Genomic DNA, 12962 nt, shown 5'->3' on the forward strand with positions numbered 1-12962 from the left:
GCCAGCCTCTCGAACTCCCACCAGCCCCCTTACCGCCGCTGCTCCTCGCCGTATGCCGGGAGCTCCTCGGTGGCGATGTCGACGCCCAGCGGTTGGGGGAGGTGAACGACCTCCCCGAACTTGCCGGCCAGGGCATCCCGGTAGGCACCCTTGTCCGGGCGCGTGCGGAGCGCCCACGTCCCGTTCCGGGGGTCGATGACGAGGAACACCGGAACGCGGGCTACGGCGTACCAGTCGGCCTTGTCCCTGATCTCACGGGACTTCTCGGAGGCGGAGATCACCTCGACAGCCAGAGCGGCGTCCTCTGCGGAGGCCAGCCACCCGTCGTCCTCTTCCCACTCCGTGGGCAGCACGACGAGGTCCGGCGTCACATAGTCGTCCGGATCATCCGGCAGGCCGATGGACGACACCTCGTAGGTGTCCAGTCCGTCGGGAAGGCCGACCGTCTCAAGTTGCCTGCGCAGGCGCCTGATCACTCCCGCGTGCTTCCCACGAGGGGTCGGGGACATCACGAGCTTTCCTCCCATGATCTGCGCCCGCAGACCCGTCAGTTCCTCGATCCTCTCGGCGACCTCGCGGAGATTGCCGCTGCGGGGGCGCGGGGGAGGCTCGGCGTCAGCGTCCGGCTTCTCGGCCATCGCTCGCTGCCTCCATCCCTCTGCCTCATCGGAGTCCTCGCCCACGCGAGCGGTGTCGGTGGGAGGCCCGGCCCCCCGCTCGGCGGCGTATCCACCGTACTGCGTGAGTCGCTGCCCAGCCCTGACCTTCACGGCAGGTCGTCCCGCCGGCACTCGGCCCACAGCAGCTTCCCGCCCTTCGAGGCGCCGAGTTCACGCAGGACGGACACGCCCACGGAGTCCGCGCAGGCCCGCACCAGGTGCAGTCCCCGCCCGCCCTCGGCGTCGTCCGGCGGTACGTCGCCATCGCCGGGCTTGCCCTCCCGAAAGCCGGACGGCACCCTCCAGTCGCCGTCCCACACACCCACCCGCAGCCGCCCGGGCTCGCGCGACAGGATGCGCAGGGCGTACGGGCCGGTGGTGTGCAGGTGGGCGTTGGCGAGCAGCTCGGCGGCCAGCAGTTCGGCGGTGGGCGTCAGCTCGCCGAGGCCGTGTGCGGCGAGAGTGGCACGGAGGGTTGTGCGGGCGATCCCCGGTGCGCGTGGATCGTGCGGGAGGTGGAGGGTGTAGCCCCAGGACGGGTTTACGGTGGCCATGGAAGTCTCTGTTCGCTTGGGAGAGTTGGGGACTCGCATTCCGTTGCCCAGTGGCATGCCGGTCCGTCGGCCGGTGCGCTTCTGGGCGTTGAGGCGCCACAACTGAAGCTAGCAGCAGGGGATATATTCTTTATCCCTTTCGGAGCTATAACTACTTCTTCCACCTGTGTGGGTGACGAGTGGTACGGAGGAGCGACGGGCATGCCCGTGAGAAGCAACCCCACAGCGCGACAGCTCCGCTTCGGTGCCGAGCTCCGTAAGCTGCGCGAACGCGCCGGTCTGACCTCGACGGAAGCGGCACGCCTCCTCGGCATCAAGCAGGCCCAGGTCAGCAACATGGAAACGGGGCGCCTGCCGGTGAGCGCCGACCGCGTGCGCACCTTGGCGTGCCAATACGACTGTCCCGACAAGGATCTCGTCGACGCACTCGCGGGAATGACCGGTGAGCGCCGGCGCGGCTGGTGGGAGGAGTACCGCGACATCCTTCCGTCGGGGCTACTGGACCTGGCCGAACTCGAACGCCACGGCACCGCTCTGCGAACCGCCCACACGTCAGGCATCCCCGGCCTGCTCCAGACACTTGATCACGCCCGCGAAGTGTTCCACCAGGTCGTCCCCGACCTGTCACCACCCGAGGTGGAGCACCGGGCCTCGTTCCGCATCAAGCGCCAGGCCGTACTCTTCCGCAAGGACCCGATCCCCTATCGAGCGATCATTCACGAGGCCGCTCTGCGCATGCGGTTCGGTGGCCGCGACGTGTCGAGGCGGCAGCTCGGTCACCTGCTCAAGATGAGCGAGCATCCCAACATCTCGATCCACGTCATCCCCTTCGACGCGGGCGGCTATCCAGGGGCAGGGCAGCCCATCTACTACGTGCACGGCCCAGTGCCGCCACTGGACACGGTCCAGCTCGATCAGTCCCACGGCATCGCCCTGCTCGACGCCCAATCCCAGCTGGACAAGTACCGCAAGGTCCTCGATCGCCTCTTGACCCTCAGCCTGATCGAGCTTGAGTCCCGTGCCCTCATCCACCGCATCATCCAGTCGACCTGAGAGGCAGTCATGCAGCCGATCCACTGGCAGAAGTCCTCGTTCTGCGGGGAAGGCGAATCCTGCCTCCACGCCACCGCAACCACCACCGGCGTCCATCTCACCGAAAGCAGCGACCCCACCGGCTCCATACTCACCGTCACCCCGACCGCCTTCGGCGCCCTGCTCACCGCACTGAAGTCGTACACCCGACCGGCACCCATCCAGGTCTCCATCCCTCACGGGGATGACGCCGACGCTCCCGTCCGCATCCAGAACACCGACACCCCGGGAACCGCGGTCACGACGGATCGTCAGAAGTGGGAAGCCTTCGTGCTCGGAGTGGTGGCCGGCGAGTTCGATCACTTCGCAGAAGGGCCCAACGACGCAACCACACGACAGGTTGCGCTCCAGCCTCATTGCTCGTCGTAATCGGACGTGATACACAGAGTGACCATACGACTCTTTGCATACCGGTCCTCACCACCCCCCTAGGGCCCGGGGTGGGCCGGTGGCAAGCTATTGGCACGAAACCCGCCAATCAGTGACGCCAAGTCGACATACGACGGCGGCATTGTCGGCGACAATGAGGCCTGACCTCTGCACATCCGCAGAGGGCGCGGAACTACCCAACAGGGGCGGTGACTTACATGCTCTTTGCGGCCGACGAGGGAGACATCAACACCATCATCGGGGGGATCGCTCCGGACTGGGGCCCCTTCGGCAGCCTGGGCAACGAGGCCAAGATCATGATCGAGGTGGTGATGGCCGTCGCCATTCTGCTCTGCCTCGGCATCGCCATCTGGGGCGCCGCCAAACAGCGCATCGGCGCCACCGCGCTGCGCGACACCTTCAGCGCGGAGCAGGGCAAGGGCCTCATCATTGCCGGGCTGACGGGCGTGTTCATCATCGGTTCGCTCGGCACCCTCTTCACCATCGTGTACGGGATGGCCGTGTAGCCCGGCTCCCAACGGTCCCTGTCTCCCCCATCCCACCCGCCCGTCGTGCCAACCGGCTGAGGTTGCGTTTCCCTGATGTCGAGTCACCACACCGCGCCCGCGCGGGAACCAGCACGGCTACCGTCGTACTTCTACGGCAGGCACGACGTCGAGGGGGCGTACGCGGCATGAGTCTCGGAGACGACCACCAGTCCTCCGGCGGTTACGGCGGTACCGGTCAGACACGGACCAGACTGCCCGACGTGGACGCCGGGCCGCGGCGCGGGGGCCGCGCGTCCTCACGGAGCCTGGTCACGGTGGTCGGCGTCGTCGTCCTCCTCATCGCGGCGATCGCCTTCGCGAACCGTGGAGGAGACGATTCCGCATCCCCGGACGACGACGCGGCGGCCGGCAACCCGAAGACCTCGGCAACGGCCCCCTCCGGCACCCAGCCAGTCCAGTCGGGCTTCGCCCACGACGACCAGGGTGCGCAGAGCGCGGCTGCGAATTACGCGGTGGCTCTCGTCTCCGCCGACATCCTCAAACCGGCCCGGCGTGACGAGATCGTGCGGCAGGTCTTCGTGGCCGAGAAGCAGTCCGCGCTCGGAGACAAGTTCGACAAGGCCTACAGCAAACAGTTCCTCAGCTCCATCGGCCTGGACGCGAACGGCAACGCCACGCGTGGCAGCACCTACGTGTCGCGCACCATGCCGATCGGCACAAAGGCCACGCAGTACACCGATGCCTCCGCGACCGTGGAGGTCTGGTGCACCGGGGTGTTCGGCACAGCGGGCGAGAAGACCACCAACCCCGTCAGCAGCGACTGGTTCACCATGACCCTGCAGCTGCGCTGGGCGGGCGGCGACTGGAAGGTCGAGTCCTTCTCCCAGAAGGACGGCCCCGCGCCGGTCCCCGGAGACAACAAGGCTTCCAGCGCCGACGAGATGTCCAAGGCCGTCCAGGAGTACGGAGGGTTCACGTATGCCCGCTAACCCGCGCCGCGTACTCAAGGTCGCCGCCGCGCTGACCGCCGTACAGGCCACGGCCGTGCTGCTCGCCACCCGCGCCGTCGCCGCACCCACGCCGTCGCCGACCTCGTCGGACGACAACTGCGATCTCATCGTGGGCCCCGCCAAGGACTACTGCGAACGAGGCGAAGGCGCCGGCGGATCCACCGGAGGTGCCGGCGGGAGCGACTACAGTCCCACCGCCACCCTCGACCCCCTCTCCTCCCTCGCCAAGGGCTGCGCCAACGCCGCCTCGTGGACCGTCGACAAGCTCAGCGCCGCCGTGCAGGACACCGCCAACGTCGACTTCACGAACCCCCAGTTCCTCCAGCAGTACGCCGTCGTGTTCGCGGCGTCGACGATCCTCACGCTCATCCTGTGGCTGCTGGCCGTCGCCAAGCGAGCCGTGCGCGGCGTCCCGCTCACCACCGCGCTCTCCGAGGCCATCGGGTTCCTCTGGCTCACCGTCCTCGCGTCGGCGTTCACGCCGCTGATCCTCTACACGGTCGTCTCGGCCACCGACGGCGTGACAGAAGTCCTCGCCAAGGCCACCGGCGACCAGACGGACACGTTCTTCGGGACGTTCTCCGGCGCCCTGGAGAAGGGCGAGGACATCGGCGGCGGACCGATCATGCTGATCGTCGTCTCCCTGGTGTCGATCCTCGCCGCCGGAGTCCTCTGGCTGGAACTCGTCATCCGCGCCGCCCTGCTCTACGTCGGCGCCCTGCTCGGCACCGTCGTCTACGCCGGCCTGGTCGACAAGAACCTGTGGGGCCACGTCCGCCGCTGGGCCGGCATCATGATCGCCGTCATCCTGGTCAAACCGGTCGTCGTGATCGTGCTGGGCCTGGCCGGCGCCCTGTCCGCCGACGACGGACCCGACGCCTTCTCCGCCGTCGTCTCCGGCCTCTCCATCATCCTGCTCGCGATCTTCGCCTCGGCGATGATCTACCGCTTCGTCCCCGGCTTCGGCGACGAGATCGCGAACGGCCGCAACAACCGCATCATGCAGGGCGCCGAGGGCAAGGCCGCCGCGGTGATCAGCTCCCCGGCGAACCTCGTCGCCCAGGGCATCAGAACCCACAGCGCCCGCAACAACGGCGACGGCGGCGGCCAGTCCTCGTCATCCGCGGCCGCCCGCCCCTCGAACCCCGCCTCCGGCGGAGTCGCCGCGCACAGCTCGCGCCCCTCGAACGGCGGCGGCGGACATGTCCCCTCCGCCGCACCCGCACCGCGCTCCGGCAGCCCGGTGAACACGCCCCACGCCAGCAACACCCGCAACAGCAAGAGCACAGGAGGTGACGGGCGTTGACGACCGAGTCCCACGTGTCCCATCCGGTCACGCCCCGCCGTACGTATCTGATCGGCCGCGCCCGGCCGAACGCGATCGTCGGCCGCAACCGCGAGACCGGTGAGATCGCGCTGATCGTCGTGGGCGCCTTCCTCGGCATGATGTGCGGGCTCCTCGTCCCCTTCCTCACCCTGCGCATCGTGCTCCTCTGCGGCTTCCCGATGCTCGCGCTGGCGGCCGTCTACGTGCCGTACAAGCACCGGACGTTCTACAAGTGGTTCGAGATCAACCGCAGCTTCAAGCGGACGCTGCGCAACGGCACCACCTACCGCTCCGGCGCCATCGAGGCCGGCACCCGGATCGACGGGCGGGAGATCGAGGTCGGCCCGCCGCCCGGCATCGGCCGCATCAGCTGGCTGGCGGCGCCCTTCGGGCCCGACGAGATCGCCGTACTGCTGCACGCCGACCGCAAGACCGTCACCGCCGCCATCGAGATCGAGGGCCCCGGCGTCGGCCTGCGCGACTCCGAGGACCAGGAAGCCCTCGTCGACCGCTTCGGCACCCTGCTCAAGCACGTGGCCAACGGCGACGGCTTCGTCACCCGCATCCAGATGCTGGCCCGCACCCTCCCGGCCGACCCCGACGCGCACGCCAAGGACGTCTCCCAGCGCGGCGACGTCAGGGCGCTGCCCTGGCTGCAGCAGTCGTACGACCAGCTCCAGTCGATGGTGTCCACCAGCAGCGAGCAGCACCGCGCCTACCTCATCGCCTGCATGCACTACAACCGCGAGCTGGCCGCCGAGGCCAACGCCATGGCCCGCGCCGCCCGCCCGCAGAACGGGCGCAAGCTGGACCGGGACGCCGGCCTCGCCGTCGTGATGGCGCGCGAGCTGACCGACATCTGCTCCCGCCTCCAGGAAGCCGACATCCGCGTACGCCAGCCGCTGGGCCAGGGCCGGCTCGCCTCCCTCGTGCACGCCATGTACGACCCGGACCACCCCATCGACCACATCCAGGCGATGACCAAGCGCAACGCCTGGCCGGCCGAACTGGACGCCATGGAGCCCACCTACCTCCAGGCCAAGACCCGCGAGTCCTCCACCCGCGCGCCCTGGTGCCACGCCACCGCCTGGATCAAGGAGTGGCCGATGACCCCGGTCGGCGTGAACTTCCTCGCGCCGCTCCTCGTCCACACCCCGGACGTCATCCGCACGGTCGCCGTGACCATGGACCTCGAACCCACCGAGGTCGCCATCGAACGCATGCTGACCGAGAAGACCAACGACGACGCCGAGGCGTCCCGCGCCGCCAAGATGAACCGGACCGTGGACCCGCGCGACATCGCCGCCCACGGCCGCCTCGACCAGCGCGGCGAGGACCTCGCCAGCGGCGCGGCCGGCGTCAACCTGGTCGGCTACATCACCGTCTCCTCCCGCACCCCCGAAGCCCTGGCCCGCGACAAGCGGACCATAAGGGCGTCGGCCGGGAAGTCGTACCTGAAACTGGAGTGGTGCGACCGTGAGCACCATCGCGCCTTCGTGAACACACTTCCGTTCGCCACCGGCATCCGAAGGTAGGGGCTGAGCCAGATGCGGGACCCGCTGTCCGTCGCCACCGACGCCTTCACGTCCTTCCTCTTCGGGAAGGTGGAGACGACCCGCCTCCCCGTCCGCACCTCCACGGGCCAGGCCCAGGCCGTCTACCTGCCGACCGCCGCGCCCGGCCTCGGCGACTCCGGCGTGATCATCGGCCGCGAGGTCTACTCCGGCAAGGGCTACATCTACGACCCCTTCCAGCTCTACGGCCAGCAACTCCCCGCCCCGCACTGGCTGGTGCTCGGCGAGTCCGGCAACGGCAAGTCGGCCCTGGAGAAGACGTACGTCCTGCGCCAGCTCCGCTTCCGCGACCGCCAGGTCGTCGTCCTGGACGCCCAGGGCGAGGACGGCGTCGGCGAGTGGAACCTCATCGCCGAGGAGCTGGGCATAACGCCCATCCGCCTCGACCCGATGGCCGCCCTGGACCACGGCATCCGCCTCAACCCCCTCGACCCGGCGATCACGACGACGGGCCAGCTGGCGCTGCTCCGGACGATCATCGAGGTCGCGATGGGCCACGGCCTCGACGAGCGCTCCGGCTTCGCACTCAAGGTCGCGCACGCCTACGTCAACGAGACCATCGTCGAACGCCAGCCCGTCCTCACCGACATCGTCGAACGGCTCCGCCACCCCGAGCCGGAGTCAGCCGAGGCGATGAACGTCGCCATAGACGACGTACGGGCCTGGGGACTGGACGTGGCGCTGGTCCTCGACCGCCTCGTCGACGGTGACCTGCGCGGCATGTTCGACGGCCCGACGACGGTCGGCATCGACCTCGACGCCCCCCTGATCGTCTTCGACCTCTCCCACATCGACCGCAACTCCATCGCCATGCCGATCCTCATGGCCATCGTCGGCGTCTGGCTGGAGCACACCTGGATCCGCCCCGACCGGAAGAAGCGCATCTTCCTGGTCGAGGAGGCCTGGCACATCATCAACAGCCCGTTCGTGGCGCAGCTGTTCCAGCGGCTGCTGAAGTTCGGGCGGCGGCTCGGTCTGTCGTTCGTGGCGGTGGTGCACCATCTGTCGGACGTCGTCGACGGCGCGGCCGCCAGAGAGGCCGCGGCCATCCTCAAGATGGCCTCCACCCGGACCATCTACGCCCAGAAGGCGGACGAGGCGCGGTCCACCGGACGCGTCCTCGGCCTGCCGCGCTGGGCCGTGGAGATCATCCCCACCCTCACCCCCGGCATCGCGGTGTGGGACGTCAACGGCAACGTCCAGGTGGTCAAACACCTGATCACCGAGACCGAACGCCCCCTGGTCTTCACCGACCGCGCGATGACCGAGTCCTCCGCCGACCTGGGCGACGACGCCCTGCGCGCCGCCGAACTGGAGGCGGAGGAACGGGCGGCGGCCTTCATGGAGCAGCACATCGGCGACTCGTCCGAATCGACGGTGGCGTAGGAACACGGGGAAGGACCGGACGCATGAGAGACGGAGAGGCACCGGACGCATGAGACCGGACGACCACCGCGACCAGCGGCCCGCCCAGGGTGGCATCCCGGACGGCCTGCTGGTCGGCATACTCGCCTTCCTCCTCGGCATGACCCTGCTGGTGTGGACGGCGACCGGGCTGTCCGCCCTGTTCGCCCACGGCTCCTGGCCCCCGGGTGTCACCTTCACCGGCACCCCCCTGGCCATGCGCGAGCTGATCGCCGAGCCCCACGACATCCCCAGCGCCTGGCCGGACACCCCGGAGAACGCACTCTCCGGGTACGGGCTGTTCTGGGGGCTGTTCATCGGCCAGGTGATGGTGCTGGTCGTCCTGACCGTGTTCGTGATGGGCACGGTGGCCCGGTGGAGGGCGGTACGACAGCGACGGCGTGCGGAGGCGACGGCGACGCCCGTGCGGGAGCGGGAGCCGGAGCCCGAGCCGACGCGGGAGCCGGTGCACGAAGTACCGGTCCCCAGGGCACCGGAGCAGCAGACGGTCCCGGAGGTGCAGCCCCTCACTTCTGTGGCCGACGGCAAACGGGTGGGTGGGTCGGAAACAAACCGCGCCGAAGGCGCGGTGCACTACGGCCCCCCGGACACCCGCCACTCAGCCGCCACCCAGACCCTCCGCGACGCGGAAGGCGCAGCCCTCGTCATCACCTCCAACCCGGCCCTCTGGTCGGACACCAAGGAGGCCCGAGCCAAACTCGGCCCGGTCCACCTGTACGACCCCACCCACCGCTGCGACACGCCCGCCCGCCTCCACTGGTCCCCCACCGCCGGCTGCGAGGACGGACAGACGGCCACGACCAGAGCGGCCGCCCTCCTCGCCCCCATCCGCCCCACCGCCCGCCTCGACCAGGCCGTCAGCGACACCGCCGAACTCCTGCTGCGCAGCTACCTCCACGCCGCCGCCATCGACGGCCGCACCATCCGCCACGTCCACCGCTGGTCCCAGGGCCTCCAGATCCAGGACGCCGTACGCGTCCTCCGTACCCACCCCAAGGCCGCACCCGGCTCCGCGGGCGAACTCGAAGGGGCCCTCACCGCCCACCCCGAACGCCGGGACATGGCCCAGCAACTGACCACCCGGGCCCTCGCGGCCCTCTCCACGGTCAACATCCGCGAGGCCTGCACTCCCAACCGAAGTGATGCCCTCGCCTTGGATTCCTTCGTCCACGAACAGGGCACCCTTTACGTGGTGGGGGAATCCATCGAGGACCCTCGCACGAGCCCCGGCGCGATGCCGCTGCTGACGGCGCTCGTCTCCAGCGTGGTCGAGCGCGGCCGGCGCATGGCCGAACGGTCATCCTCCGGTCGCCTCGACCCACCACTGACCCTCGTCCTGGACGACGTCGCCGCCGTGGCCCCGCTTCCCCAGCTCCCGGAGCTGCTGGCCACCGGTGCGGACCGGGGCATGCCGACCCTGGCCCTGCTCCGTTCCCGCGAACAGGGCCGCGCCCGCTGGCCCCACGACGAACTCCCCGTGTAGGAGTTCCGCGTCAGCGCTCCAGCACGAACTCCAGCTCGTGGTCCCCGGGCCCGACCACCAGCGGCACCGTCCGCCCGCTCGGCACGAACCCCGCGTTCCGGTAGGCGCCCTGCGCCCGCGCGTTGTCCGGATGCACGATGAGCCGCGCCCGCTCCGCGCCGTTCGCCCACGCCCACTCCAGGCCGGCGGCGAACAGCGCCTTGGTCAGCCCGCTCCCCCGCCACTCGGACCGCACGAACACCCCGACGACGTGCCCCTGCGTCCGCGCCACGGGAAACCCGGCCCAGTCCGTCGTCCCGGCCTCCTCCACCAGCACGGTCAACGTGCCGAGCCACAGCCCCCCGGGCCCCTCCGCGACGATCTGCTGCGCCCCGGACGCACCCTCGGCACCTCCGGCCGCCCGCTCCTGCCAGAAGGAGTCCGGCCGTGCCGCCGCGTCGTCGTACGTCTCCAGATACGCGAGGTGCGCCAGCGGATCCCGCAGCGCGCGCAGGCGCAGCTCCTTCACGGCGGGCCATTCGTCGGCGCGTATGGAGCGGATCACGTAGTCACCAGGGACCGAGGCACTCATGGCGGCCACCGTAATACCCGGGTACTACGCCCCACACCTCATATACGGCCCCCGGACCGACGCACCCCGTGCGCCCGCCCCCGACCATGGTCGAATGGAGCCCGTGAAGCCCGCCCCGGAACACCGAGCGGCCGAACCCCTCACCGAGCACGTCCAGCGCTTCACCCGGCGGCTAGGCGCCTTCGACCGACGCCGTCCGCTCGTGTGGGACCTGCACTTCACCGCCTTCTGGGTCATCGCGGCGCTGACCGACTACGCCAGTGGCGGCTGGCGCCACAACACCCACAGCCTCGACGTGCCCGGCGGCCTCGTCATCGCCATGAGCCTCGCCTTCTCGGTCCCCCTCCTCTGGCGCCGTACCCACCCCGTGGCCGTGCTCCTCTTCATGGCCCCGGTGGACCTCGTCAACGCCTGGACCGGCGCCACCCTCCAGGCAGCCCTGCTCCAGCTCGTCCTCGTCTTCCACATCACGTTGCGCCGCCCCCTGCGCGCCCTGTGGTGGGTGACCGCTGTGGTGACCGCCCCGACCTTCGTCACCGTCGCCCGGTACGGCGACGACGGCTCCTGGCACCAGCAGGTCGGGGCGATTCTCCTGTCCATCGGCGTGGTCGCCCTCATCGCGATCACCACCCGGACCCGGCGCGACCACACCGAGGTCCTGGAGGACCGCGCCCACCGCCTGGAGACCGAACGAGACCAGCAGATCCGGCTCGCCGCCGCCGCCGAACGGGCGCGCATAGCCAGGGAGATGCACGACATCATCGGCCACAACCTCTCCGTCGTCACCGGCCTCGCCGACGGCGGACGGTACGCCGCCGCCAAGTCCCCCGAGCGCGCCGCCCAGGCCCTCGACGCCATCGGCACCACCAGCCGCCAGGCCCTCGCCGAACTCCGCCGCCTGCTGGACGTCCTGCGCGACGACGAACAGGACGGCCCCCCGGCCGCCGAACTCGCCCCGCAGCCCGCCCTCACCGACCTCGACCGACTCCTCGACGGCGTCCGCCGGGCGGGTCTCCCCGTCGGTACGAGCATCAACGGCCGCGCCACGCTCCCCGAAGGCCGCCAGCTCACGCTCTACCGCGTCATACAGGAGGCCCTCACCAACACCCTCAAGCACGCCGGCCCCGACGCCACCGCGCACATCGACCTCTCCTACGAGGCCGGTGGCGCCGTCACCCTCACCGTCACCGACACGGGACTGACCACCCCGCCCCCCGCCCGCCGCGGCGGTCGCGGCCTGCCCGGCATGCGCGAGCGAACGTCCCTGTACGGCGGCACACTTGAGGCCGGCCCACGCCCGCACCCCGAACGGGGCTGGCGCGTCCACCTGCACCTACCGGAGGAAATCCCGCAGTGACCACCGTCCTCATCGCCGACGACCAGCCCCTTCAGCGCTTCGGCTTCCGGATGCTCCTGGAGAGCCAGGACGACATGACGGTCGTGGGCGAGGCGCCGGGCGGCGCCGAGGCCGTCCGCCTGACGGCCGAACTCCACCCCGATGTCGTACTCATGGACGTCCGCATGCCCGGCCTGAACGGCATCGAGGCGACCCGCCGCATCGTCGCGACCGGCGGCCGCACCCGGGTCCTCATCCTCACGACCTTCGACCTCGACGAGTACGCCTACTCCGGCCTGCGCGCCGGCGCTTCCGGCTTCCTCGTCAAGGACGCCCAGCCCGAGGAGCTGCTCGCCGGCATCCGATCGGTGGCCACGGGCGACGCGGTCGTCGCCCCCGGCCTCACCCGCCGCCTGCTCGACGCCTACGTCCACCACCTGCCGGACGCTTCCGCCGAGCCCGACGGCTCCTTCGACTCCCTCGACTCCCGCCTGGCCTCCCTCACCGACCGCGAGACCGAGATCCTGCGGGTCATGGGCCAGGGCTGGACCAACACGGAGATAGCGGAGCGCCTGCACCTCGCCGAGTCGACGGTGAAGACCCACGTGGGCCGCATCCTGTCCAAGACGGGCTCCCGCGACCGCGTCCAGGCGGTAATCCTGGCCTACGACACGAAACTGGTGAGGCCCTCATAAACGCAGAAAGCCCCGCACCGTTCCCGGTGCGGGGCTTTCATACAATGATTGTTCGGCGGCGTCCTACTCTCCCACAGGGTCCCCCCTGCAGTACCATCGGCGCTGTAAGGCTTAGCTTCCGGGTTCGGAATGTAACCGGGCGTTTCCCCTACGCTATGACCACCGAAACACTATGAAACAGACAACCAACCCGGTGACCAACACAGGTCTGATTGTTCGTGGTTTCAGAACCAACACAGTGGACGCGAGCAACTGAGGACAAGCCCTCGGCCTATTAGTACCGGTCACCTCCACACCTCACGGTGCTTCCAGATCCGGCCTATCAACCCAGTCGTCTACTGGGAGCCTTACCCCATCA

General features: G+C 69.7%; 13 protein-coding genes and 1 rRNA gene. 10 read left to right on the plus strand and 4 right to left on the minus strand.

Annotated elements, in window-relative coordinates; all coding sequences use genetic code 11:
* Positions 1–29: 29 nt before the first annotated feature.
* Positions 30–638 carry a Uma2 family endonuclease gene (locus ACFWR9_RS35095; protein ID WP_383849540.1) on the minus strand — a complete coding sequence of 203 codons (609 nt, stop codon included), beginning with the start codon at positions 636–638 and terminating at the stop codon, positions 30–32.
* A gap of 128 nt (positions 639–766) precedes the next feature.
* Positions 767–1213, minus strand: a complete 447-nt coding sequence (locus ACFWR9_RS35100) for an ATP-binding protein (protein WP_383849542.1) — start codon at positions 1211–1213, stop codon at positions 767–769.
* 201 nt (positions 1214–1414) lie between these two features.
* On the opposite strand from ACFWR9_RS35100, the gene ACFWR9_RS35105 reads away from it, so the two are divergent.
* The 8 genes from ACFWR9_RS35105 (at position 1415) to ACFWR9_RS35140 (ending at position 10002) form a co-directional block, all read left to right on the plus strand.
* A complete protein-coding gene (locus ACFWR9_RS35105) occupies positions 1415–2266 on the plus strand; it encodes a helix-turn-helix domain-containing protein (protein WP_383849545.1) in 852 nt (283 codons plus the stop codon).
* 9 nt (positions 2267–2275) lie between these two features.
* Positions 2276–2674 (plus strand): DUF397 domain-containing protein, encoded by a 399-nt coding sequence (locus ACFWR9_RS35110; protein WP_383849547.1) that lies wholly within the window; start codon positions 2276–2278, stop codon positions 2672–2674.
* Positions 2675–2892: 218 nt separating this feature from the next.
* Positions 2893–3201, plus strand: a complete 309-nt coding sequence (locus ACFWR9_RS35115; RefSeq protein ID WP_055417641.1) for a hypothetical protein — start codon at positions 2893–2895, stop codon at positions 3199–3201.
* 167 nt (positions 3202–3368) lie between these two features.
* Complete coding sequence (locus tag ACFWR9_RS35120) at positions 3369–4172, plus strand: hypothetical protein (RefSeq protein ID WP_383849550.1); 804 nt, start codon at positions 3369–3371, stop codon at positions 4170–4172.
* Positions 4162–5499 carry a hypothetical protein gene (locus tag ACFWR9_RS35125; protein ID WP_383849553.1) on the plus strand — a complete coding sequence of 446 codons (1338 nt, stop codon included), beginning with the start codon at positions 4162–4164 and terminating at the stop codon, positions 5497–5499. The genes ACFWR9_RS35120 and ACFWR9_RS35125 overlap by 11 nt, the downstream gene beginning before the upstream one ends.
* The gene (locus ACFWR9_RS35130) at positions 5496–7055 is read left to right on the plus strand and encodes an SCO6880 family protein (protein ID WP_383849555.1); all 1560 of its coding nucleotides are present in this window, start codon (positions 5496–5498) and stop codon (positions 7053–7055) included. Before ACFWR9_RS35125 ends, ACFWR9_RS35130 begins: the two co-directional genes overlap by 4 nt.
* 12 nt (positions 7056–7067) lie before the next feature.
* Entirely contained in the window at positions 7068–8480 is a 1413-nt protein-coding gene (locus ACFWR9_RS35135) for an ATP-binding protein (RefSeq protein WP_383849558.1), read from the plus strand.
* A gap of 49 nt (positions 8481–8529) precedes the next feature.
* A complete protein-coding gene (locus ACFWR9_RS35140) occupies positions 8530–10002 on the plus strand; it encodes a type IV secretory system conjugative DNA transfer family protein (RefSeq protein ID WP_383849560.1) in 1473 nt (490 codons plus the stop codon).
* A gap of 10 nt (positions 10003–10012) precedes the next feature.
* On the opposite strand, the gene ACFWR9_RS35145 is transcribed toward ACFWR9_RS35140, so the two are convergent.
* Positions 10013–10573, minus strand: a complete 561-nt coding sequence (locus ACFWR9_RS35145; protein ID WP_383849562.1) for a GNAT family N-acetyltransferase — start codon at positions 10571–10573, stop codon at positions 10013–10015.
* A 94-nt stretch (positions 10574–10667) separates the two neighbouring features.
* On the opposite strand from ACFWR9_RS35145, the gene ACFWR9_RS35150 reads away from it, so the two are divergent.
* Entirely contained in the window at positions 10668–11930 is a 1263-nt protein-coding gene (locus ACFWR9_RS35150; protein ID WP_383849565.1) for a sensor histidine kinase, read from the plus strand.
* The gene (locus ACFWR9_RS35155) at positions 11927–12604 is read left to right on the plus strand and encodes a response regulator (RefSeq protein WP_383849567.1); all 678 of its coding nucleotides are present in this window, start codon (positions 11927–11929) and stop codon (positions 12602–12604) included. The genes ACFWR9_RS35150 and ACFWR9_RS35155 overlap by 4 nt, the downstream gene beginning before the upstream one ends.
* Positions 12605–12654: 50 nt before the next feature.
* Here the strand turns inward: ACFWR9_RS35155 and rrf are convergent.
* Positions 12655–12771: ribosomal RNA gene (gene rrf / locus ACFWR9_RS35160) — 5S ribosomal RNA — on the minus strand.
* Positions 12772–12962 lie beyond the last annotated feature (191 nt).

The organism is Streptomyces sp. NPDC058534 (assembly GCF_042717365.1).
Lineage (GTDB): Bacteria > Actinomycetota > Actinomycetes > Streptomycetales > Streptomycetaceae > Streptomyces.